The sequence below is a fragment of the Psychrobacter immobilis genome (genome assembly GCF_904846285.1).
Taxonomy (GTDB): Bacteria; Pseudomonadota; Gammaproteobacteria; order Pseudomonadales; family Moraxellaceae; genus Psychrobacter; species Psychrobacter immobilis_D.
The window spans coordinates 100399-122930 of sequence record NZ_CAJHAD010000007.1 but is presented as its reverse complement, the minus strand read 5'-3'; the positions used below and the strand labels follow the sequence as shown (position 1 = coordinate 122930).

The window sequence follows — 22532 nt, the reverse complement described above, 5'->3', positions numbered from 1 at the left end:
GCACAGTTACAACCTCAAATTCTATTGCATAACGCGACTTGGTACAAATGAATATCATTTCAACTGATTATTACCCAAAGCTTTGATTTGCATTGTTAAAAGCCACTACTGGCGCTACTGGTTTATTAAACCACTTTAGTTTACACGTGCGCTACAAAAAGTAGCGTAAACGTAAATTTATAGTGTCTTCCTATATGTTAATTTAAATTCAGAAGGATTGACGTTTCATAAGCAATGCTTATTAGTAACTGTTAATGATTTTTATTTGTGAGTGATTAACAATTAGAAATGAATAACGGTATAAGCAGGGGTTCTAAGGAAAGACAATCTGACCGTAAGGCCGTGATAAAAAATCAATAAATTGTAGTCATTTAATCATTAAGGACAATGTTATGAAACTGATCAAAATCGCCACTCTTGGCACCTTAGCACTTTCAATTGCAGGTCTTAGCGCTTGTAATAATATGATGCCAACCAAAACTCCGGTCACAAAAGCGCCAATGCAAAGCCAACCTATGGCCAGTATGAACGTAGTACAAATTGCCCAAAGCAACCCTGATTTTTCTCTATTGGTTGAAGCAGTGGTCGCCGCTGATTTGGCAGGCGCGTTATCTGATACCAGTGCCAGCTATACCGTACTTGCGCCAACCAACGCCGCCTTTGTACAGGTATTGCAAGAAACGGGCATGAGCAAAGCTGAGCTGTTTGCCAATAAGCCATTATTGACTAAAATCCTGACTTATCATGTGCTAAAGGGTAATACGCCTGTTTATCAAAAACACGTTAGACCTGGTAATTACACCATGCTTAGTAATGACACGCTAGTGATCACGCCACAAGGCAGATTACTGGATGAAAATGGTCGTACAACCAAGATTCTAAAAACAGATATCGCGGCGAGTAATGGCGTGGTACATGTGATTGATAGAGTGCTGTTGCCTAAATAAGGTGCTTTTACTTAAAGCTGTTGAATAAATAAACAGCACAACAATAAATAGCATAAGTGTGATAAAGCATTTTATACCTTACTCACTTAGGTAGTATTCAAGGTCATATAAGATATAGGCAGTTAATAGTACATAAACCATTAATAGCCTATAAGCCGAGATTGGTCGTTAAGCTGGTGATTCTTTAAGCTAACGATTTTTTAAGCTAGCGCCGGTGCGCTATACGTGATCGATACAGTGTTGCTACCTAAGTAAGCACTAAGTAAAAAATAATCAGATAAGATGATAGGCGTTGAACCATAGTAATTAATGTGTTACTCGTTTACCAAGACTGTCCTTTCATAAAGCTTTAAACCTAAACAGCTCCATCCATAAACCAGTTACCTCAAAGGAATGCCCTATGTTAAAAAAGAATTTGTTATCTATCGCCGTTGTTACCGCTGCCATGTCGTTAGCAGCCTGTAACGATAAAGAAGCCGTTACTGAGCCAGTTGAGCCAGCAGCAACCACTGATGTGGTCGTAGAGCCAGAAGTTGCTCCTGAAGCAGTCGCAGAAGCTGATGCAGCACCTATGGCTGAAGCTGCAGCGACCCAAAGTATTGCTGAAATGGCTGCCGCCAACCCAGATTTATCAATACTAACTGCTGCATTGAAAGCTGCTGGTCTTGATACGATGATGATGGACGCAGGCACATATACTGTCTTTGCACCTACTGACGAAGCATTTGCTGCGGTATTGACCAAGTTGAACGTGACCAAAGAAGAGTTATTGGCTAATACTGATTTGCTAAAAAGTGTACTACCGTACCATGTTGTTCCTATGGTCGTAAAAGCAGCTGACATTCCTTATAACACCGCTATTGAAACGGTTAATGGTCAAACTATCATGATCAGTGATGCTAACGTTATTACTGACGCAAGCGGTAATACAGCAAACATCACTGGAACTGATATGATGGCAACCAATGGTGTGGTCCATGTAATCGATACGGTCTTATTGCCTAAATAAGGCTTAATCATCAATATTATTGACAGTTAACAATACAAAAAGCCTAGCCACTGAGCTAGGCTTTTTTGTGACTACTAACTTATCGCAAAATATATCGCTATCTTTATGAGTCATTTACGCCCATAAAAAAGCCCGAGACTCTAGCCTCGGGCTTTTTGTTTTTATCGATGTTATCAATGCAATAATATCAATGTTATTAATGCTGCTTAGATAACACTACAGTCGAGTAGGTTATAGACGCTCTTTATGTAGTGGATCTTGTGCTGCCATTCTTTGTTGCTGTTTTAGATGACGCTCTTCCCAATACGTGGCGTTTTTGATACCAAATTTTGCTGGATCAAAAGTATAGTGTTTCACGCCAGCTTTACGTTGTGCTTCGTAATCTCTAAGCATGGTAAGCGTTGGACGCGCCACGAAGAAGATGACCAAAATACCAACGATATTGAGCCAAGCCATAAGACCAACACCGATATCACCAATAGCCCAAACATAGCCTGCTGAGTTAAGACCACCGTAGGCAACCATCACCATGATTAAGACTTTAGCTAAGAAAAGACCTGTTTTATGAGCACCGCGACCGATAAAGCGTGTTAGATAAGTAACGTTAACTTCAGCTATATAGTAGTAAGCCAAGATGGTGGTAAAGGCAAAGAAGAACACAGCGATTGCGATAAAGATATTACCAAAAGTACCGTATACCGATTGCATTGCCATTTGTGTAAAGGCTGGTGAGTTAATTTCAGTAGCAGCAGCTACATTTTGTAGAATGAACTGACCATCTGGTAAAGTGCCTTGAATGTTATACATGCCAGTAGACAAAATCATAAATGCGGTAGCAGAACAAACCAGTAATGTATCAACGTAAACTGAGAATGCTTGTACCAAACCTTGCTGTGATGGATGCTCAACTTCAGCAGCAGCAGCAGCGTGAGGACCGGTACCTTGACCTGCTTCGTTAGAGTAAATACCACGTTTTACACCCCAACCAATGGCGGCACCAAAACCAGCTTGCGCAGTAAAGGCATCACCGATGATCAAACCAAATACATCTGGGATCAAACTGAAGTTACTGAACATGATAATTAAAGCTAACAAAATATAACCGATTGCCATAAATGGAACGGCGTACTCAGTGAAGGTTGCAATACGTTTGATACCACCGAAGATGATGATACCTAAGATGACCAAAATGATAGCGAGACCGACCAAACGCATAGAGCCGACTTCTAGTCCTGCCACATTCATGATAGTTCCTTCACCCATGACTTGGGCAAAAGCGCTAATAACGCCATTCGCCTGTACGCCAGGTAAGAACATACCACATGATAAAATAGAAGCGATTGCGAAAAGTATACCGTACCATTTTTGACCAAGCGCACGTTCAAAGTAATAAGCCGGACCACCGCGATATTCGCCAGTGATGACGTCTTTTTCTTTATAAATTTGCGCCAGGGTTGACTCGACATAAGCAGTAGATGCGCCTAAAAACGCCACAATCCACATCCAAAATACGGCACCAGGACCACCAAAGCCGATAGCTGCAGCTACCCCTGCGATATTCCCCATGCCCACACGACCTGCTAAGGATACGGCAAGTGCCTGAAATGATGAAATACCCTGTGCACTCGACTTACCTTTAAACAATAAGCTGATCATCTCACCAAATAAACGTACTTGTACAAAGCGCGTCATGATGGAATAAAATAAACCTGCACCCAAGCATAAATAAATCAGTGCTGGGCTCCAGATAATTCCGTTTACTAAATTGACTAAACCTTCCATATGTATATTCCTAGTACTGTCTCAAAGTGGCTATATATGATGATGCTAAAAGTAAGTTTGCTATTTAATATCCTTATCAAAGCAAACCCCTCAAATAATCTGCATGCACTTAAACATAGTCGTTAATCTTTCGTCTTGTTTAAGTTTCATACGCGCTTAGCCACAAAGAATGGACTGTAGTTGTCTGTTTTTATCCGCTTATATTATTAGCCTTATTAATCCTAGGCAACCGCTTATCTATACATCATCATAAATGTCATAAGCGACATATTGATTATAAGGCAGAGCAGTTATAAATAGACCAGCGGATAAAACAGGCGGTTATAGTTCATATAAATAGCCATCGCCTCAGTCATTGAGAGGACGGTACTTAACTTTTTATGAGTCATATCAGCTGACTACACTTGCATAGTAGTAGGGTAATAAAGCAACCTGCATGCGTCTATCAGGCCTTTTTAATGAGGCATTGACGACTTGCTAGTATCAAACAGGTTATAAGTCCACTACCAAATGTATTCAAACCGTACAGCTACGTAACTGCAATTTGCCATATTTTTTAGCTAATTACTAGAATTTTCTTTATCAGGACGTTCATAACTCAGTGTTTAGTCGCTTTTAAATTATGATAAAGACCGATAGACTCTCATATTTAACCTAATGTTTTAGCGGTTTTTTGAGCGTTTCTTCAGACTTCATCATTATTTACCAATCAATAAATCTCTAAAAATGCACTAACGTCTTTATTAAAAGCCGCGCTTTGCGGTTGTGTTTTGGTAACGATGAATTGTAAAAGTAACCTGATAGCGCCATTATTAGCACAATGTATAGTAAGCGACACATTTGTAGCGTACAAAATATAAGTTTATATAAATGTGTCGGCTTAAAAAAGCCATTAAAAGAACGTCTTATTTGTTATTTATTATTTTAGGAGAGTCAACGATGACGCGTAAATCTTTTGTAAAACCTATGTTGCTATCAGCCGTATTAGCCACTTCTACCGTTGGTTTGAGCGGCTGTGGTTATAACAATCTACAGGCGCAAGATGAGCAGGTCACCGCTTCGTGGTCAGAAGTTGTCAACCAATATCAGCGCCGCTCGGACTTAGTACCAAACTTAGTCAAAGTCGTACAGCAATATGCTAAGCAAGAACAAGAGGTCTTTACCCAAGTTGCTGCCGCGCGCTCACAAGCTGGCGGTATCACCATCACTCCAGAGCTGCTCAATGACCCAGAAGCGATGGAGCGTTATGCTGCCGCCCAAGATCAGATGACTGGCGCGTTATCACGCCTTATGGCAGTGTCTGAGCGTTATCCTGACCTAAAGTCAGATGCGTTATTCCAAGACTTGCAAGCTCAGCTTGAAGGCACGGAAAACCGTATCGCCGTCGCGCGTAACCGTTATATCCAAGAAGTTCAAGGCTATAACACCACAGTACGCCAGTTCCCAACCAATATTACCGCCAAAGTATTTGGTATGTCGCCAAAGCCAAACTTTAGCGTTGCCAATGAAAAAGAAATCTCGACTGCGCCAAGTGTAAACTTTGGCGATGACAATACGAAGACAGCTCAGTAAAATCGTTTCAGTAAAAGCCTTTTCATTAAAGAAAATTTAATGCGGATAAAGAGGCGTTTTTGATTGTAAGTGTTAAATGATTTTTATCCGCAGCTTGGTAGTAGTTGGCTTAGTTTTACAATAATTAAGTTCCGCAGTAATTAAGCTCTGTAATAATTAATTTAGTACAGATGTTATTTGAGGTGGTATAGATTAGATGAATCATTCAAAAGCACTCTTATCCGCATTATTATTCACATTAGGCATTACTAGTGGCTCTGTGTTGCATGCTGCTTCCAATGCCGATGTTAACGATAATATTGCGGTTGCTAGCGATAGCGCCTCAGATATGCAAAGTCGTAGTGTCGAGGATTTGGTGGCTATTGCAAAAGCTGCCGAGTCTAACGAAGCCATTAACGATGCCGTCTTAGGTAACGAAGCGATTAATGAAGCTATCCTTGGCAATGATGCTATTAATCCCAATGCTACTAATTCTAATAATAATACGACCACCTCGCCAAACTCTAATCGACCACCGGTACAATCAAGCGCCCAAAGTGTCGATGCCGATAAACTCATATTAAATTCACCCGTTATTGACCAAGCCAATATCTTAAATCCGCAAGAAAAACAACGCTTAGAGGCGCAGCTGAGAAGTATTTATCAGCAAGGTTTGGCGCAAGCAGCGGTGGTCATTGTACCGACGACCAATGGCGTGCCAATCTTTGATTATGCGCTAAAGGTTGCAGAAAAATGGCAGCTAGGTAATAAAGATATCGATGATGGTTTGCTGATGGTGGTCGCCGTTAATGATCGCGATATGTATATTTTAACGGGTTATGGGTTAGAAGGGGTGTTGCCCGATTCTGCGGTTAACCGCATTATTCGTGAAGATATTACGCCGCTATTTAAGCAAAATAATTACGGCGCTGGGATATTGGCGGGCGTTGGCGCTCTGCAAACCCGTCTGACCGCTGATCCTGAAGTCTTAGTCCGTGCCGATGCGCAAGCAGCCGAACGTAGTCAAAGCCAAAGTGATATCGGTGACAGTCCCTCACCAGTGTTTTTATTCGTGATGGCGATGATATTTGGCAGCTTTATTACCAGTATCTTTGGGCGTATATTTGGCTCTATTTTGACCGCTGGCGGCTTCTTTGTAGGCTCGCTGGCCTTGGGCGGCGGTTTCTTTATGACTTTAATTATGGCGATATTTTTATGGCTGTTTTTAATTTCGCGCGGCTCAGGTGGCGGGCGTGGAGGACGCGGCGGTGGTGGTATGGTGTTCTTACCAGGTATGGGCGGTGGTAGTGGCGGCTTCGGCGGCGGTGGTTTTGGTGGCGGCGGCTTCGGTGGAGGTGGCGGCGGCTTTGGCGGCGGCGGCGCGGGCGGTTCTTGGTAAAGGCGGTTTTGATAAGGGAAAGTCAGGTTCAGACATTAGATGACTGCCAGCAATGGCGTACTTGAGGAAATAATATAATGGTAAAAAGCAATTCGTCGCAGGCAAGTTTTGCTCGTTGGTGGCGTCAAGTACTGTTTGTCCCTATGCTGCATAGCAAATGGCTAACGCCCGCCGCTAAAGCTCGGCTGACAGAGCAGGTAACGCTCGCTGAGCGCGGGCATCGCGGCGAGGTGTTTTTAATTATAGAAAATCACTTACCTATCCAAGATGCCTATCATTATGACTGTCGCGATCGGGCAATTGATTTGTTTAGTGAATATCGCGTTTGGGATACTGAAGAAAATACCGGCGTTTTGATTTACGTCAATATCTGCGAGCATAAGCTGGAAATAGTCGCTGATCGTGGTATCAGCACGCACGTGAGTCCAACCGTATGGAGCGCTATGTGTGAAAAAGCAGTCTCAGGTATCGCCAATCAAAAAACGGAAGAGAGTTTATTAGAGCTACTGGACGAGGTAGGTCAGTTATTGCGTCAGTACTATCATCTTGAACATGATCCCGCCGGTAATGAGCTGTCTGATACCGTGGTATTTTTAAAATAGCGGCTTTAAAGTTGTGATTTTAAAATAGTGTTCTGATATTTATATTTTGAATGGTTTTTATCCAGGGCGTGTCCTCATTTTTAGCCCGTTTAGATGTCCATCGATTGAATTGAGGACACGCCCTAATAATCTTTATGAAAGTGTATTTGTAACTAGCATAAAGGAAAGAGTTTGGTGTTTATCTATAGGGTTTTATGGTTAATTGAAATATAATACTGCCTCTAAAAGTAGAGCGTGCCGACAAATGAAGCGCTTAATAAATGTCCTCACTGGAACACTATGATTGAATTAATAAAGAAACTGCCAAAAGCAGAGCTACATTTGCATATTGAAGGCTCATTAGAGCCAGAGCTGATGTTTAGATTGGCAAAAAAGAATAATATTGCCATCCCTTATAATGATATCGAAGATGTACGCCGCGCCTATAATTTTACCAATCTGCAAACCTTTTTAGATATCTACTATGCGGGCGCCAATGTCCTGATGACCAAAGACGATTTCTATGATTTGACTTGGGAATACATTCTGAAGTGTTTGCAAGACAATGTCATTCATACTGAGATATTCTTTGATCCGCAAACACATACCGCAAGAGGCGTGCCTTTTGAAACGGTTATTACGGGTATCAAAGAAGCGCTCGCTGATGCTAAAGCACAATATGGCATTACTTCTTGTATTATCATGTGTTTTTTGCGCCATTTATCGCAAGAAGAGGCATTTGAGACTTTAGAACAAGCGTTAGCGTTTAAAGACGACATTGTCGGGGTTGGTCTGGATTCTTCGGAATTAGGTAACCCTCCTGCCAAGTTTAAAGAGGTCTTTAAAGAGGCCAAAGAAGCAGGCTTTAAGCTGGTTGCCCATGCTGGCGAAGAAGCAGATTTTTCGTATATTTATGAAGCGTTAGATCTATTAGATATCAATCGAATCGATCACGGCGTGCAATCGATAAAAAGTGCCGCATTGATGCAACGCCTAAAAGAGGAGCAAATGCCGCTTACGGTTTGCCCAAATTCCAATATCGAGCTCAAAGTGTTTGCCAGCTATAAAGCGCATAATATCAAAACGCTGTTAGATTATGGTCTTAATGTCAGCGTCAACTCCGACGATCCTGCTTATTTCAAAGGCTATATCAATCAAAACTTTATCAATTTAGTTGAGAATCTGCCGTTAACGGAAGGCGATATTGTTACTCTGGTAAAGAATTCTTTTAGATCTTCATTTATAGATGATGAATTAAAAGAAGCGTACTTAGCGAAGGTTGATCTTGCGCTGCAATAAGCACTGACTGAATAAGGCGCTGATTGCATATATCTTTAATAAAAAAGTCTTAACGATTGATATCAATCGTTAAGACTTTTTTGCTAGGTACTATTATTTTTAGGATACATCCACTATAGCGCAGTGATTTTTTGGATTAGTAGCGGCATGATTATGCCTGCTTTTTCCGCCAAGGTAATATCAACGATAGTATTGGGTATCGGATTTGGATTTATCTCGATGATTTTGGCACCATTATCCTTTGCTAATTGCGCCAGCCCAGCAGCAGGGTAGACGAGACTTGATGTGCCAATACTGATAAATACTTCACAATGAGCCGCTGCTTGTTCTGCCGTCTGCCATGCTTGCACAGGTAACGCTTCGCCAAACCACACGATATCCGGTCTGATATAACCATCACAATGTGGGCAGCTAATCAGTGCGTCGCTGTAATCCATAGTGTCAGCGCTGCTATATGAGCCTCTAGATTGCTTTTGATAGGGGACTTCACATTGGCTACAACGATTACGCCATAAATGCCCATGCAGATGGGTTGCCGTACTGCCAGCTTGTTCATGCAAATCATCGACATTTTGGGTAATAAGCGTTAGGTGCTGGCCAGTTGATTGGCTATGGTACTGCCACTGCGCTAAGGCTTCATGAGCAGGGTTTGGTTTTTTATCAGCGACCACTTGTCTGCGCCACTGATACCATCCCCAAACCAGCTTTGGGTCACGTGCAAAAGCCTCAGGCGTTGCCAAGTCTTCAGCACCATAGTTTTCCCATAGGCCGGTTTGTTTGTCTCGAAAAGTGGGAATACCGCTTTCTGCGGAAATGCCTGCGCCTGTTAAAATACAAATACGCTGCTTTGTGACGAGTAGTTTGGCAGCACGGTCGACTTCTGCTATTAACGCTGCTGATAATTCTGCTAACATGACCTAACCCTTATTAACGATGGATATAGACTTCTATGATAGATGGAATGTGGTGGCTTTTCATATTGCTCGCGGTGGTTGTCGGACTATGGTTGTTAGCAAAATCGCGCGCACCTAAAGTTACTGATAAGCACAGTCTAAAGTTACAACGCACGAAAACACCGATAAATGATGCGCTGCAAAAAACCTCAGCTCTGGTGCAGCAGTATTTTCCTGACTATCGTGTCAACCGTAAAACCAATCATTTGCTGATCAGTAAGCAAGATAAAAAAATTGCTATGATTACGATTGATAAAAAGATTGCCGCCGGTCAGCGCCTTTTGGGTGACGTACCCGTGATTAATTACCATCGTGTACCTAGCCGCGCCCAATTAACGGCAAATTTACAAGATGCAGAATAGGGTTATATAGATTGAGCAAATTTAACAACTCTATGTACAACATTCCATAGATGTTAGCGCACGGTTATACGCAGCAATTAAGAACGCCAAGCGTTGCTGTTAAAGTATTACAGAGATGATGAGTGGGACTAGAAAAAGGTAAAAGAGTACTGATTATGGTGATTGGTGCGCTCGGCGGGAATCGAACCCACGACCCTCGGCTTCGGAGACCGATACTCTATCCAACTGAGCTACGAGCGCATAATTTATCGACTACCGCCAAACCAATTAACACTGAATATAAATGAATGTAATCAGTCGCAGTTAGAACTACAAGGCGTGTAAAATTAAGACCGCTTAGTCTAACAAATAAAAGCCATAAAGCCAATGAATGAAGGCCGCTATTGAGGTTTTTTAAGAAAAAACACCATAGTCAGCAAACAGGCATGGCAATCTACCTGTCTTTTCCCTTATAATGTCAGGGAGAATCCATATTTATAATCACCGATTACAAGCGCGCCTGCATGCAGGATGGCTGTTTGCTATTGATAACTGTTTGGTTGTCAAAGGAGGACAGACAGAATGTCTAAGCCGTGTTGGCCCTTGTATACGCAATAAGAGAACGTGACGAATGAGAAAAGTAGTTATGTTATCGGCAGCTGCCATTCTAGGAATCGCTAGTATCGCTGTGAGCCAAGCCGAAAGTGTTGTAGACACGCCTGTAACCGTATCTGATGTCGCAGAAGGGCAAGACGTTGTCAAAAATGCACCGCAAAAGTTGGGTGACGATACCCAAGCGGCTGCAGATACCACAGATAGCGCTACAGCTACTGATGAAACTGCGCAAGCAGACGCAACCGCTACAGATGCGCCAGCCGAAGCAATGGCCGCTGCTGAAGAGCCAATTCCAGAGGACACGCCGCAAGTACAAAAGCTGATTGCTTTGTATCCTAACTTGATTGCCCGTATCCAGCCTGTCGCTAAAGTATGCTTTGAAGACGATGAAGTCTGTGACGTGACCGCACGTTCTGCTGGCCCATCAGCGGGCGATGGTCCTCGTGATGGTAAAGCCGTTTATAGTGCTGTCTGCCAGACTTGTCACGCGTCAGGCTTACTTGGCTCGCCTATGTTAGGTGATGCTGGTGCTTGGGGACCTCGTATCGCAAAAGGTAAAGAGACTTTGTATACCCATGCTATCAACGGCTTCAATGCCATGCCTGCCAAAGGCGGCGCGGATATTCCTGATGAAGAAGTACAAAACGCAGTTGATTATATGGTTGGTGAAGCGAGCTAATTAGCCAATTAATATATAGCAGACCAAGAGACGATAAAATAGTTATCGTCTCTTGGTCTGTTTTCTTATCATTATTATGTTTAGCAGTTTAAACTCAACGTAATATTCTTTAGCTTGTTTTCAAATATAAGTGTTTTAAATAGCGTTTATATATAGTTAGCTTATAAAGCGCCTATTTCATTTAATGAGGTAGGCGTTTTTTTATGGTTGATGATTGATATTATTAATATCGTTAATATTATGGTTATGTAGTCGTTATGCCATACTAGCGTTGAAATCTGCCGGCACTAGCCTCACATCAAGACACGAGAGCAATGGTCAGAATATTAATTTGCTCAACTCAATTTTTATATTCTTTTATAGATAAATTACTAATAAAGAGGTATTCATGTCTGAAGTACCAGCGCTATCTATCCAGAACTTATCCAAAACTTATGATAACGGGTTTTCGGCATTAAAAGATGTCAGTTTAACGGTGCCACAAGGTGGATTTTTTGCGTTACTAGGGCCAAACGGGGCTGGTAAATCGACGATGATTGGTATTATTAGCTCGTTATTTAGGCCAACCAGCGGTAGTGTAAATATTTTTGGTGTTGACCTATTAGCCAATCCTTCAGTTGCCAAGCAATACTTAGGTGTGGTGCCGCAAGAGTTCAATTTTAATCAGTTTGAAAAAGTAGAAGATATTCTGATAACGCAGGCGGGTTACTTTGGTATACCTGCCAAAGAGTCAAAGCCACGTGCTGAGCGCTTACTAAAAGCATTGGGTCTTTGGGATAAGCGTGATAGTAAGTCGCGCGAGCTATCAGGTGGTATGAAGCGCCGCCTTATGATTGCGCGTGCGCTGATTCATAAGCCCAAATTATTAATTCTTGATGAGCCTACTGCTGGCGTAGATATTGAACTGCGCCGCTCGATGTGGGAATTCATGCAGCAAATTAATATCGAAGAAAAGACTACAATAATTCTCACCACGCATTATCTAGAAGAGGCTGAGCAGCTCTGTAAGCGCATTGCAATTTTGGATCACGGTGAGATTCGGATTAATACTGAGATGAAAGATTTACTGGCGCAGCTGTCGGTTGAGACCTTTGTGTTGGATTTGACTAAGCCGCTTACCCAGCCTTTACTCATTGATAAGGTAACAAAGATTACCCAGCCCGATGAGCTGACAGTCGAAGTGACGTTGAGTGAAGGAGAGACGCTCAATTGTGTTTTTGAGCAACTGACTAAACTTGATATTAAGGTTGCAAGCATGCGCAATAAGTCTAACCGCCTAGAAGAATTATTTATGCGGTTGGTGGATAAAAATATTCAGAATGAGGACAGTATGAAGGAGGCAGGATTATGAAACAGGACGTCACTCATGAAATTACTATCGATCCTAATAAGACGATGTCTAGCGCCAAAAAGTGGATTGCTTTTCAAACTATCTTGGTAAAAGAGATTCGTCGCATTCTGCGTATCTGGCCACAAACCTTATTGCCGCCGGTTATTACCATGGCTTTATACTTTATCATCTTTGGTAAGATGATTGGCTCGCGAGTGGGGGACATGGGCGGTGTGCCGTATATGCAGTTTATCGTGCCGGGTCTCATCATGATGGCGGTGATTACCAATAGTTATTCTAACGTGGTATCGAGCTTTTTTAGTGCTAAATTTACCGCCAGTATCGAAGAGCTATTAGTGTCTCCAGTCTCTAAACACGCCATATTAATGGGTTACATCGGCGGCGGTATTTTCCGCGGTCTGATTATTGCCCTTATTGTTTCTATCGTTGCCCTATTCTTTACTAAGCTGGGTATCGAGCATTTATTTGTCACGATATTTACGGTATTGGGAACGTCTATTTTGTTCTCACTTGGCGGTTTTATTAACGCGGCCTATGCACGCTCATTTGATGACATCACTATTATTCCAAGTTTCGTACTGACACCGTTGACCTTTCTTGGTGGAGTGTTTTATTCGATGGAGAATTTATCTTCATTTTGGTATAACGTCTCCTTACTCAATCCTATCGTCTATATGGTCAACGCCTTCCGTTTCGGTATCCTTGGCTATTCGGATGTCAATGTGTGGTATTCGATGGTAGCGATTTTTGTATTTTGCGTGGTGTTTTATGTCATCTCTTATCGTTTATTAAGTGATGGTTCACGTATTCGTTTGTAGTGCTGATCGCTTCAATTATTATAGTGAGTGAGCGGTCATTTAAAATGTTTTAATGTTTAATATTAGGAAGTGCCAATGAGTATTCACGGTATTTTGGGCGAGCAAACTACCGACTATCCGACTGAATATAGTCCAGAAATGTTATATCCGATTGCCCGTAGTATGGGACGTGATGTCATTGGCTGGCAAGATGATAAGCTAAAAGTGGGCGTCGATTGGTGGCAGGCATTCGAGATGTCTTGGTTAAATACGCAAGGTGTTTCGCAAGTGGCTATTGCGCGCTTTGGTATTCCGGCAAGCTCGCCATTTATCGTCGAATCTAAATCACTTAAGCTCTATTTAAATAGTATCAACTTTACTGAATTTTCCGACTGGTCAGAGGTGCAAACGCTGATTACTAAAGACTTATCAGCCTGCGTACAAGCAGCAGTAGAGGTTGAGTTATTCAGCTTAGAGAATGACAACTTACATTTTGAGGCAACAGGGCTACTCATTGCACGGCCTAATGGTGTCTGTATTGATGAGGCACTTGCAAATAGCAGCGAGAAAGTAGCGCTAACGGAACACCCTGATGCGTCACTATTAGTAAGTGATTCAGTAGGTTCTGAAAAAGAAGCTGGCAAAATTTTTAGCTTTTATTCTAATTTACTGCGTAGTAACTGTCCGGTGACCAATCAGCCAGATTGGGGCACGTTGGCGGTTTCTATTACCAGTAACAAGGCAGTCGATGAAGAGAGCATGCTACGTTATATCTTAAGTTTCCGTCAGCATAATGGCTTTCATGAGCAATGCGTTGAGCAGATATTTGCTGATTTGAGTCGATATTATGAGCCAAGTGAGCTGATGGTTAGAGCTTGGTATACGCGCCGTGGCGGTATCGATATCAATCCTTGCCGTGTCAGTGATATAACCTTGCTACCTAAACCAAGTCGCTTGATTCGGCAGTAAATGAATGTTCATTATTATGTTTAATAATTGAGATTTTTAGCTTTCATAGATGAGCATTCTTTTCTATACTCAATAAACCTTATTTTATTATTATTGAGATGCAGCTATGAAGTTAAAAACTGGCTTTTTAACCGCTCTAGGGACTGCTATTTTGTCTCTTTCTCCCTTGCAGTTATTACAGGCTGCATTTGTTGAAAATCACTATAACTGTGAAAATGCGTATATGGAAAAGGCTTATGATTGTGGTAACAATGCAATTATAGTCGAAAAAAACCGTCTTAATAAAATTTATCAGAGTGTTTATCGTACTTTGAATACGACACATCAACAGCGCTTGGATAAAGAACAGCGCGTATGGTTAAAGACCCGCAATCAGAAGTGTGACTTTGAATATGACGGTCCAATGAATAATTCTGTGGTGTACGCCCAGATTAGCGCTAATGTTTGTACCGCTAATGAGACACAGAAACGCAGTAAAGCCCTTGCTAAGAAATATAATATTAAATAGTTTATTTTAGACATAAAAAAGCGCCTATTTCATTTAATGAGATAGGCGCTTTTTATGGCATAGTTTTTTTTGAAAAACTATTTGCCGCTTACTTTCGCCATGACTTCTTCGCGGCTAAGCATTTGCTTTTCCGTTTCGCGGCGATTGACGTATTCGTATTTACCTTCAGCCAAGTTACGGTCTGAAACCACGATACGATGCGGAATACCAATCAATTCAAGATCGGCAAACTTAACGCCTGGACGCTCGTTACGGTCATCAAGTAGTACATTGATGCCTTGGGCTTTTAGCTCTTCATACAGCGCGGTCGCCGTCTGCATGACGGTTTCTTCTTTTGACTTCATCGGAATGATAGCCACTTCAAACGGCGCAATTGAATCATCAGCGGTTGGCGTTTTTGGCCACATGATGCCGTTTTCATCATTATTTTGCTCTATAGCAGCAGCAATAATGCGGCTAACACCAATACCGTAGCAACCCATCATTAGGGTGACAGGCTTGCCATCTTCACCAGATACAGTCGCATTCATCGCTTGTGAGTACTTATCACCCAACTGGAAGATATGACCCACTTCGATACCGCGTTTGATTTTTAGGCTGCCTTTACCATCAGGAGAGGGGTCGCCTTCCTGTACATTGCGTACATCAACGACGCGAGTAATGCTCGCATCACGCACCCAGTTCATACCGACGGTATGTTTATTGACTTCATTGGCGCCCGTGACAAAATCTGACAAGGTTGCGGCTGAACGATCGACAAATACCGGCATATCCAAATTAACGCCAATATAGCCTTTATGCAGACCAGCGGCTTTAAGCTCTTCATCAGAGGCCATCGTGAGCGGCACATTGGCTTCTTCGATTTTTTCAGCTTTGATAGTATTGAGCTGATGATCACCACGTAAGACGATAGCGATTAACTGCGGTTCACCTTCTTCAGTATGACCATGAACGATTAAGGTTTTAACTGTGGTTTCTAGTGGTACGCCTAAATGCTCAGCAACGATTTTACAGGTGGTCATATCTTCCGTTAAGACGTCTTCGCGCTCCATCTTCGGTGGCTGACGCTCAGCGATGATCACCGATTCAGCAAGTTCTACGTTGGCCGCATAATCAGAAGAATCAGAAAATGCGATATCATCTTCGCCGCTGTCTGCCAACACATGGAACTCGTGCGAAGCAAAGCCGCCGATAGAACCGGTATCTGCTTGCACGGCACGAAAATCTAAACCCAAACGGGTAAAGATGCGCGTATAAGCGTCATACATGTCATGGTAAGTCTTTGCCAATGAGGCTTGATCAACGTGGAACGAGTAGGCGTCTTTCATAGTGAATTCACGCGCACGCATCACGCCAAAACGTGGACGAATTTCATCACGGAATTTATTTTGGATTTGGAAAAAGGTAATCGGTAACTGCTTATAACTGCGCAGCTCACCTTGAGCAAGGTTGGTGATGACTTCTTCGTGCGTCGGACCCAAGACAAAATCGCGGTCATGACGGTCTTTGAAGCGCAATAGCTCAGGACCATAATCATTAAAACGACCGGTCGTCTGCCAAAGCTCGGCAGGCTGAGTCATTGGCATCAGCACTTCTTGAGCGCCGACGTTTTGCATCTCTTCGCGAACGATGCGTTCGACTTTTTGCAACACGCGCAAACCCATTGGCAACCAGATATATAGTCCAGAGGCGATTTTACGAATAAGACCTGCTCGCACCATTAATTGGCTTGAGGCGATATCAGCGTCGCTGGGAGTTTCTTTTAGCGTGGCAAACAAAAATTGACTGGCTTTCATAAATAAAGCATAACCTTATCAACGATAAAATAAATAAGAAATAGGAGGATATTGAGCGTGTGCTTTGATGGCCGACGCCAGCTTACCTTTTATCACTTTGTAATAGTCTAGGACCTGCCTAGCCAAAAAGTACTGCAACAAGCAGTACTTTTGTAGAAAGTGCGTCTATAAAACACCTTGCAAAAAGGTTGGAACTTTTATTTTTGTATCAATACATCAATATCGACAGCATCATATTCTCAGCATAAAAGCCAGAAAAATAGGTGCATGCCAACATTTTGCTTATACAATCTGACTATGTTAGGTAAAGTTCGCCTAAGACGCAATGACTTTTTGTTGTTTCATCCCAAACATTATATAAACCGGCCTGATTTGTTAAAAATAAGCCGCTTATTAGGTCGAAAATTAGTTATTTTTTGGCAAGTCGCTAGTCAAAGTTAGGCTTATTTAACGTGAAAGAATGGCTAGTAACTTTTCTTGTATAGATAGAGAGATATCAACTGTTATTTAAAAGCAGTTTGTAGAGAGTAGATTATAAATATGATTGTGTTGAGGATTGGTAGTAACTGCTTGAAATCGTTCTAAACAAATAGCATTAAAGGTTTAATGTTTAGCAATTCAATGCTGATAAAAATTAATATAAAACCTTGAGGTAGTTTACATGGTCAACCCTGATAACCACTCTCCTGTGGGTAATAATAACGGCAATCGTCCGCAAGTGAAAAAACCTATCGCACTGATGTCGTGGCTAGTATTGCTTATTGGTTTAGCCGCGCTCGCTTTTGCGATTTATAGCCTACAAAACCTCACTAAAGAAGAACCGATAGAAACCATTACCCGTGAAGGGGTGGTGATGCAAATCCAGAAATTAAATCGTTTAGAGACGGTGGCGTTTAGTGTCGATACGGTTATCACTAGCCAAAAACCAGGCAATTGGATGAAGCTGTGGCAAGATGAGCAAAAAGGCTTGTTTATCGCTCGTGGGCGCGTAGAAGCGGGGATTGATTTGAGTCAGTTGACGCCTGAGATGGTACAGGTGGTGCAGCCTGAGATTGATGTTGATAAGGTGCAGGAAGCTGATGCTAATACGCCCGTCTCAATGATGCCGAAAATCACTATTACCTTGCCGCCATCAGAGATATTTTCGGTTTATCTAGACGATATCGAAATCTATGATTGGCAAACGGGCGCTTTTGGTATGATGCAGGTCGATCCAAAGATTTTGCAACAAGCGCAAAGTATGGCAAAAAAAGAAGTGCTTGAGCGTGCTTGCCGCGGTGACGTGATGAATATGGCATTAGAAAATGCACAAACTCAATTGCAGCAGTTATTTTCATTGACTGGCGCCGTCGTAACGGTAACCACGCAGGGCGCAGGGGCGTGCCAATTGCCAACGGCTTAATGCTTAGGTTTTATTAATCTTAGATTCAAATAAGAAGCGCAAGGTTTTAGGGCTAGAATATGTTAGTACGAGTAGTTAACTCAAAATACTTTGACGAACCGCTACGCCGATTAACAGATGTTGCTTGAAATTATGGTTAATAGGGTTACTATATTATATAGCAGGACTTATTTATTATTAACGACAGCCTTATAAATGCTGTCGTTAAAATAAGCTTATATAATGTAAGAGGTGGCATCTATGACAACTCCTAATAATCAGCCGTCTGCTCATGAGAAGCGCAAATTAACCAAACACCGCAAAGAAAAAGAGTCACTGTCGTTTGCGACTTGGGTGCTGCTCATTATAAGCTTTACTTGTCTAGCGTATGCCATTTATACGATTCAGACTCGAATAGTAAAGCCGGCTATCGATACGGGTAATGCTAAGGCGGCACAAAGTAGTTTGGTACAAACTGGCAGTGCGCCGCAAAAGATAGCTAAAGTAGACAGCTAACGCTTTCTCCTGAAACATATCAGCTTTACGGGTTTTTTAAACTCATAACTGTTTTTTAAGTTCATGAATGTTTTTTAAATTCAGCAATCGCTAATTGCCGGGCTAGTTTATGCTCAACCATTGGTGCTGGATAATCTAGTTTGTTAAACATATCGGCGCTGTTGATTGCTTGACGTAACTTTTCTTCTGAATGCAAAATACTGCTTGCAACGTCTTTTAATTCTGGCAGCCATGTCTTAATAAATAACCCATCAGGATCATGGGTCTTAGCTTGGCTAAAAGGGTTCATAATACGGAAGTAGGGCGCTGAGTCCGTGCCTGTCGACGCGCTCCATTGCCAACCGCCGTTATTTGACGCAAAGTCGCCGTCTATTAGCTGCTGCATAAAGTAACGCTCGCCCACGCGCCAATCAATCAGTAAGTCCTTGGTCAAAAACATTGCCGTCACCATGCGCAAGCGATTGTGCATAAAACCTGTCGCATTGAGACAGCGCATCGCCGCATCGACCAATGGCACGCCTGTCTTACCTGTGCACCATGCATTAAAATCATCCTGATTATATGACCAGTTGATCTTGTTATCGGTCTCTTCTTTATACGCTTTATGGCGAATAAGCTCCGGCTTATAATCTAAAACATGACGATAAAAGTCACGCCAAGCCAACTCACTTATCCATCGATTAATATCATTGTTATCGGACTTATCAAAGCTATCAAAATTGTCGCTATCATTACCCTGTAATTTCTCTAGGGCTTTTGTGGCTTGTATATAGCAAAGTCTTGGACTGATTGCCCCAATAGTCAGGTAGGCTGATAGCTGGCCGGTCGCCTGTAAACTTGGCACATCACGGCTTATGTCATAGTTATCAATATCATCAGCGATGAAATCCTCTAAACGTTGGCATGCAGCCACTTCACCCGCAGGATACGCCGTCCTAGCTTGGTCAAGCTGAGTGTCAGTATTAAGGTGCTGATAATCTGCGGCAGTCTCTAACAGTTTTTGATAATCTTTGACGGCTTTATTACTTAGTTGTTCTATGTCTCTGATAGTATGAGCGCTGTCTTTTGCAGTTTTTAGGGTGGTTTTTGACTGGTTATTTACCGCCATGGCTTGGTGTGTTTGTAAGCTGCTAACGTCTAAAGTATGTCGCCATTTGTTATAAAATGGGGTAAAGACTTGATACATGCTATCGTCATTGGTGGTGATGGTTTTTGGTGGCAAGATACATTGGTCGTGCCAGCGGATGAATTCAATATCATTGTTTTCTAGTTGCTTGGTTAGTTCTCTATCGCGGTCAATCTCATTACCTTCATATTCGTGATTGGCCATTACGCAGCTGATATTATTTACCTCACACAACGTGGTTAGCGACCCAATACAGTCAGAAAAGCTTGCACAGAGCTGTAAGGTTAAGTTGATATTCAAGTGTTTTTTCAAAGAGGTTGCTAAGATTGGCAAGGTGCGGGCGATGTGGTCGAACTGAGGAAGTGACATATCATGCGCGTACCATTGCTCAGGCGTCATAAAGAAAATAGCACTTACTAAGGCGTTATCCTCATTTGCACGCTCGCAAAGCGCGGCCAATGCCGTATTATCATGAACTCGCAGGTCACGACGAAACCACATTAAATAATGTGCTGGGTTTACGCTCGTCGTATTATTGCTAGCAGTGTGATGAGGCGTTTCCGCGACCGTTTCAGACATTCTACTATTCCTATATTAATCAATCGCAATCATAAACAAAACTGTGAATAAAAGTATGCTAGGATAAGTTTTTGGATGCAATGGATTTGCCATTCAATTAACAAATCATCATATTTGCTTTTTAGCGTTGGCAATCAGTATTTATTGTCCGCTATTGTAGGCAAGCCAATTTATCAACATCATATTTAGTGTTATATCTACTCAGTGTTATATATAAGGTCACATTATGCAGGTTAAGTTTTGTGGTTTTACCCAGCCTAGTGATATTAAAATTGCTGCTCAGTTGGGTGTCGATGCCGTTGGCTTGGTGTTTTATCCACCGAGTCCGCGCGCAGTTACTATCGAGCAGGCGCAATTGCTAAGTGCTTCTTTGCCAGCTTTTATAAGTGTCGTGGCATTGGTGGTAAATATGCCGCGAGCAGAACTGATTGAACTGGCAAACCGTGTCTCTTTTGATATCATTCAATTCCACGGTGATGAAACGCCCGAGCAGTGTCAGCAGCTGGCAAGTGCGGTCAATAAGCGCTGGATAAAAGCGTTGCGTATCAATACGGAACAGCACACCGCTGCTAGCGTAAGTGCCGAGATTAATGAGTTTGCTGCCGCTGGCGCGAACAGTATCTTGTTAGATGCTTATCATCCTCATAAGTATGGCGGTACAGGTGCACGTTTTGACTGGAGTTTGCTACCGCAAGACAGCTCGCTGCCTATTATCTTAGCGGGTGGGCTTGACGCCGATAATGTCGCTGCTACTTTAGAGCTGCCTATTTATGCCGTTGACGTCAGCGGCGGGATTGAGTCTGAGAAAGGCAAAAAAGACGCTGCTAAAATGCGCGCCTTTATGAAAGCGGTCAAACGCGACCGATGGCAAAACGAGACGCTTAGCGAACCTTCGAATATAAGTAATTAGCTTTGTAGCCGTGAAATTCTAGCCGTGAAATAGCTAATTACGTAAAATATTTCCCCCTTATTTATTCTAAAAATACCACTTATTATAGTAGGAATTATCATGAGTCATGTCGCGAGCAAAGATGTATCTGCCACTGCTAAAGCCATCAATACCTTTACCAATCCAGAAAACGTACAAGACTTTAACCAATATCCTGATGCGCGTGGACATTTCGGCGTTCATGGTGGACGTTTTGTTTCTGAAACGCTGATGGCAGCATTAGAAGAGCTAGAGGCGCTATATACCAAAGTAAAAGCCGATCCGGCGTTTTGGGAAGAATATCATAACGATTTGGTTAATTATGTCGGTCGTCCAACACCGCTTTATCATGCCAAGCGTTTGAGTGATGAGATAGGCGGTGCGCAGATTTACTTTAAACGTGAAGATCTAAACCATACGGGCGCCCATAAGGTGAATAACACCATCGGGCAGGCGCTACTTGCCAAGATGAGTGGTAAAAAACGTATTATTGCTGAAACGGGTGCAGGTCAACATGGCGTAGCGACAGCGACTATCGCCGCGCGTTTAGGACTAGAATGTATCGTTTATATGGGCGCCGATGATGTCGAGCGCCAAAAGATGAACGTTTATCGTATGCGTTTATTGGGTGCGACGGTTGTGCCAGTAACCTCTGGTTCGCGTACGCTTAAAGACGCGATGAATGAAGCCATGCGCGATTGGGTCACCAATGTGGATAGCACTTATTACATTATTGGGACGGTTGCAGGCCCGCATCCTTATCCGCTATTGGTACGTGATTTCCAAGCGATTATTGGTAAAGAAGCGCGTATTCAGCATTTGCAAATGACTGGTAAATTACCTGATGCGTTGGTTGCTTGTGTTGGCGGTGGCTCAAACGCTATTGGTCTGTTCTTTGATTTCTTAAACGATACAGAAGTTAAGATGTATGGCGTTGAAGCGACAGGCGACGGTATTGAAACCGGTCGTCATTCCGCACCATTAGCCGCTGGTCGTATCGGCGTGCTACATGGTAACCGTACGTATTTGATGGCGGATGATGAAGGTCAAATTCAAGAGACGCACTCTATCTCTGCAGGTCTTGATTATCCGGGCGTTGGCCCTGAGCATAGCTTCTTAAAAGATATGAAGCGCGTTGAATATGTTGGCTGTACCGATAAAGAGTCATTAGAAGGTTTTCATGAAGTGACACGTAAAGAAGGGATTATCCCTGCGCTTGAATCTGCTCATGCCGTTGCTTATGCCTTGAAACTGGCTAAGACAATGACACCTGATCAAACCATCATTGTGAATATGTCAGGTCGCGGTGATAAAGATTTGCATTCAGTGATGAAAGCAGAAGGGATTGAGTTGTAGTTGCCATTGTTTTAGTAGTAATTGAATGATTCCTTATCAGAAAAATGACTTAGTAGTCTTTATTTTGTA

Annotated in this window: 20 protein-coding genes and 1 tRNA gene; 16 read left to right on the top strand and 5 right to left on the bottom strand. The window is 42.4% G+C overall.

Features of this window, described 5'->3' with window-relative positions; translation table 11 throughout:
* The first annotated feature begins 392 nt into the window (after positions 1-392).
* Together JMX13_RS06415 and JMX13_RS06410 are read left to right on the top strand one after the other, a co-directional pair.
* Complete coding sequence (locus tag JMX13_RS06415) at positions 393-947, top strand: fasciclin domain-containing protein (RefSeq protein WP_201611135.1); 555 nt, start codon at positions 393-395, stop codon at positions 945-947.
* Positions 948-1347: 400 nt separating this feature from the next.
* Positions 1348-1956, top strand: a complete 609-nt coding sequence (locus JMX13_RS06410; protein WP_201611133.1) for a fasciclin domain-containing protein — start codon at positions 1348-1350, stop codon at positions 1954-1956.
* A 231-nt stretch (positions 1957-2187) separates the two neighbouring features.
* Here JMX13_RS06410 and JMX13_RS06405 read toward each other — a convergent pair whose 3' ends face one another.
* Positions 2188-3738 carry an alanine/glycine:cation symporter family protein gene (locus JMX13_RS06405; RefSeq protein ID WP_201546324.1) on the bottom strand — a complete coding sequence of 517 codons (1551 nt, stop codon included), beginning with the start codon at positions 3736-3738 and terminating at the stop codon, positions 2188-2190.
* Between the two features lie 939 nt (positions 3739-4677).
* Between JMX13_RS06405 and JMX13_RS06400 the strand changes: the two genes are divergently transcribed.
* The 4 genes from JMX13_RS06400 to JMX13_RS06385 all read left to right on the top strand — a co-directional run bounded on the left by JMX13_RS06400 (position 4678) and on the right by JMX13_RS06385 (position 8568).
* Entirely contained in the window at positions 4678-5310 is a 633-nt protein-coding gene (locus JMX13_RS06400) for a LemA family protein (protein ID WP_201546325.1), read from the top strand.
* A 196-nt stretch (positions 5311-5506) separates the two neighbouring features.
* Entirely contained in the window at positions 5507-6688 is a 1182-nt protein-coding gene (locus tag JMX13_RS06395) for a TPM domain-containing protein (RefSeq protein ID WP_201611131.1), read from the top strand.
* Between the two features lie 77 nt (positions 6689-6765).
* A complete protein-coding gene (locus tag JMX13_RS06390) occupies positions 6766-7290 on the top strand; it encodes a TPM domain-containing protein (protein ID WP_201546327.1) in 525 nt (174 codons plus the stop codon).
* 279 nt (positions 7291-7569) lie between these two features.
* Complete coding sequence (locus JMX13_RS06385; protein WP_201611129.1) at positions 7570-8568, top strand: adenosine deaminase; 999 nt, start codon at positions 7570-7572, stop codon at positions 8566-8568.
* Positions 8569-8681: 113 nt separating this feature from the next.
* Here the strand turns inward: JMX13_RS06385 and JMX13_RS06380 are convergent, their stop codons facing one another.
* Positions 8682-9482, bottom strand: coding sequence for an SIR2 family NAD-dependent protein deacylase (locus JMX13_RS06380; RefSeq protein ID WP_201611127.1), 801 nt, complete (start codon positions 9480-9482; stop codon positions 8682-8684).
* A gap of 47 nt (positions 9483-9529) precedes the next feature.
* On the opposite strand from JMX13_RS06380, the gene JMX13_RS06375 reads away from it, so the two are divergent.
* Positions 9530-9883 carry a hypothetical protein gene (locus JMX13_RS06375; protein WP_227686237.1) on the top strand — a complete coding sequence of 118 codons (354 nt, stop codon included), beginning with the start codon at positions 9530-9532 and terminating at the stop codon, positions 9881-9883.
* Between the two features lie 163 nt (positions 9884-10046).
* On the opposite strand, the gene JMX13_RS06370 is transcribed toward JMX13_RS06375, so the two are convergent.
* Positions 10047-10123, bottom strand: a tRNA-Arg gene (locus JMX13_RS06370).
* Between the two features lie 370 nt (positions 10124-10493).
* Here JMX13_RS06370 and JMX13_RS06365 point away from each other — a divergent pair.
* The 5 genes from JMX13_RS06365 (at position 10494) to JMX13_RS06345 (ending at position 14781) form a co-directional block, all read left to right on the top strand.
* Positions 10494-11156, top strand: coding sequence for a c-type cytochrome (locus JMX13_RS06365; protein WP_201611123.1), 663 nt, complete (start codon positions 10494-10496; stop codon positions 11154-11156).
* A gap of 388 nt (positions 11157-11544) precedes the next feature.
* Positions 11545-12507 carry an ABC transporter ATP-binding protein gene (locus tag JMX13_RS06360; protein WP_201546332.1) on the top strand — a complete coding sequence of 321 codons (963 nt, stop codon included), beginning with the start codon at positions 11545-11547 and terminating at the stop codon, positions 12505-12507.
* Positions 12508-12551: 44 nt separating this feature from the next.
* Positions 12552-13325: an ABC transporter permease gene (locus JMX13_RS06355; RefSeq protein WP_201611180.1), complete on the top strand. Its 774-nt coding sequence runs from the start codon at positions 12552-12554 to the stop codon at positions 13323-13325.
* 75 nt (positions 13326-13400) lie between these two features.
* Positions 13401-14273: an NADPH-dependent 7-cyano-7-deazaguanine reductase QueF gene (gene queF, locus JMX13_RS06350; protein ID WP_201611121.1), complete on the top strand. Its 873-nt coding sequence runs from the start codon at positions 13401-13403 to the stop codon at positions 14271-14273.
* Between the two features lie 106 nt (positions 14274-14379).
* Complete coding sequence (locus JMX13_RS06345; protein WP_201611112.1) at positions 14380-14781, top strand: lysozyme inhibitor LprI family protein; 402 nt, start codon at positions 14380-14382, stop codon at positions 14779-14781.
* 77 nt (positions 14782-14858) lie between these two features.
* Here JMX13_RS06345 and JMX13_RS06340 read toward each other — a convergent pair whose 3' ends face one another.
* The gene (locus JMX13_RS06340; protein WP_201611110.1) at positions 14859-16577 is read right to left on the bottom strand and encodes a proline--tRNA ligase; all 1719 of its coding nucleotides are present in this window, start codon (positions 16575-16577) and stop codon (positions 14859-14861) included.
* Between the two features lie 661 nt (positions 16578-17238).
* On the opposite strand from JMX13_RS06340, the gene JMX13_RS06335 reads away from it, so the two are divergent.
* Together JMX13_RS06335 and JMX13_RS06330 are read left to right on the top strand one after the other, a co-directional pair.
* Positions 17239-17979 (top strand): DUF4230 domain-containing protein, encoded by a 741-nt coding sequence (locus JMX13_RS06335; RefSeq protein WP_201611108.1) that lies wholly within the window; start codon positions 17239-17241, stop codon positions 17977-17979.
* Between the two features lie 240 nt (positions 17980-18219).
* A complete protein-coding gene (locus JMX13_RS06330) occupies positions 18220-18474 on the top strand; it encodes a hypothetical protein (RefSeq protein ID WP_201611106.1) in 255 nt (84 codons plus the stop codon).
* A 61-nt stretch (positions 18475-18535) separates the two neighbouring features.
* Here JMX13_RS06330 and JMX13_RS06325 read toward each other — a convergent pair whose 3' ends face one another.
* Positions 18536-20179, bottom strand: coding sequence for a cryptochrome/photolyase family protein (locus tag JMX13_RS06325; RefSeq protein ID WP_201611104.1), 1644 nt, complete (start codon positions 20177-20179; stop codon positions 18536-18538).
* A gap of 226 nt (positions 20180-20405) precedes the next feature.
* Between JMX13_RS06325 and JMX13_RS06320 the strand changes: the two genes are divergently transcribed.
* Both JMX13_RS06320 and trpB read left to right on the top strand, forming a co-directional pair.
* Positions 20406-21089, top strand: a complete 684-nt coding sequence (locus JMX13_RS06320; RefSeq protein ID WP_201611102.1) for a phosphoribosylanthranilate isomerase — start codon at positions 20406-20408, stop codon at positions 21087-21089.
* 99 nt (positions 21090-21188) lie between these two features.
* Positions 21189-22463 (top strand): tryptophan synthase subunit beta, encoded by a 1275-nt coding sequence (trpB, locus tag JMX13_RS06315; protein ID WP_227686236.1) that lies wholly within the window; start codon positions 21189-21191, stop codon positions 22461-22463.
* Positions 22464-22532 lie beyond the last annotated feature (69 nt).

What these genes read in the sequence shown, in the direction of transcription:
- JMX13_RS06395 (WP_201611131.1), top strand. Translation starts at nt 5,507, where the DNA reads ATGAATCATTCAAAAGCACTCTTATCCGCATTATTATTCACATTAGGC.
- JMX13_RS06345 (WP_201611112.1), top strand. Translation starts at nt 14,380, where the DNA reads ATGAAGTTAAAAACTGGCTTTTTAACCGCTCTAGGGACTGCTATTTTG.
- JMX13_RS06360 (WP_201546332.1), top strand. Translation starts at nt 11,545, where the DNA reads ATGTCTGAAGTACCAGCGCTATCTATCCAGAACTTATCCAAAACTTAT.
- JMX13_RS06380 (WP_201611127.1), bottom strand. Translation starts at nt 9,482, where the DNA reads ATGTTAGCAGAATTATCAGCAGCGTTAATAGCAGAAGTCGACCGTGCT.
- JMX13_RS06320 (WP_201611102.1), top strand. Translation starts at nt 20,406, where the DNA reads ATGCAGGTTAAGTTTTGTGGTTTTACCCAGCCTAGTGATATTAAAATT.
- JMX13_RS06400 (WP_201546325.1), top strand. Translation starts at nt 4,678, where the DNA reads ATGACGCGTAAATCTTTTGTAAAACCTATGTTGCTATCAGCCGTATTA.
- JMX13_RS06410 (WP_201611133.1), top strand. Translation starts at nt 1,348, where the DNA reads ATGTTAAAAAAGAATTTGTTATCTATCGCCGTTGTTACCGCTGCCATG.
- JMX13_RS06405 (WP_201546324.1), bottom strand. Translation starts at nt 3,738, where the DNA reads ATGGAAGGTTTAGTCAATTTAGTAAACGGAATTATCTGGAGCCCAGCA.
- JMX13_RS06335 (WP_201611108.1), top strand. Translation starts at nt 17,239, where the DNA reads ATGGTCAACCCTGATAACCACTCTCCTGTGGGTAATAATAACGGCAAT.
- JMX13_RS06390 (WP_201546327.1), top strand. Translation starts at nt 6,766, where the DNA reads ATGGTAAAAAGCAATTCGTCGCAGGCAAGTTTTGCTCGTTGGTGGCGT.
- JMX13_RS06330 (WP_201611106.1), top strand. Translation starts at nt 18,220, where the DNA reads ATGACAACTCCTAATAATCAGCCGTCTGCTCATGAGAAGCGCAAATTA.
- trpB (WP_227686236.1), top strand. Translation starts at nt 21,189, where the DNA reads ATGAGTCATGTCGCGAGCAAAGATGTATCTGCCACTGCTAAAGCCATC.
- JMX13_RS06415 (WP_201611135.1), top strand. Translation starts at nt 393, where the DNA reads ATGAAACTGATCAAAATCGCCACTCTTGGCACCTTAGCACTTTCAATT.
- JMX13_RS06375 (WP_227686237.1), top strand. Translation starts at nt 9,530, where the DNA reads ATGTGGTGGCTTTTCATATTGCTCGCGGTGGTTGTCGGACTATGGTTG.
- queF (WP_201611121.1), top strand. Translation starts at nt 13,401, where the DNA reads ATGAGTATTCACGGTATTTTGGGCGAGCAAACTACCGACTATCCGACT.
- JMX13_RS06325 (WP_201611104.1), bottom strand. Translation starts at nt 20,179, where the DNA reads ATGTCTGAAACGGTCGCGGAAACGCCTCATCACACTGCTAGCAATAAT.
- JMX13_RS06340 (WP_201611110.1), bottom strand. Translation starts at nt 16,577, where the DNA reads ATGAAAGCCAGTCAATTTTTGTTTGCCACGCTAAAAGAAACTCCCAGC.
- JMX13_RS06365 (WP_201611123.1), top strand. Translation starts at nt 10,494, where the DNA reads ATGAGAAAAGTAGTTATGTTATCGGCAGCTGCCATTCTAGGAATCGCT.
- JMX13_RS06385 (WP_201611129.1), top strand. Translation starts at nt 7,570, where the DNA reads ATGATTGAATTAATAAAGAAACTGCCAAAAGCAGAGCTACATTTGCAT.
- JMX13_RS06355 (WP_201611180.1), top strand. Translation starts at nt 12,552, where the DNA reads ATGTCTAGCGCCAAAAAGTGGATTGCTTTTCAAACTATCTTGGTAAAA.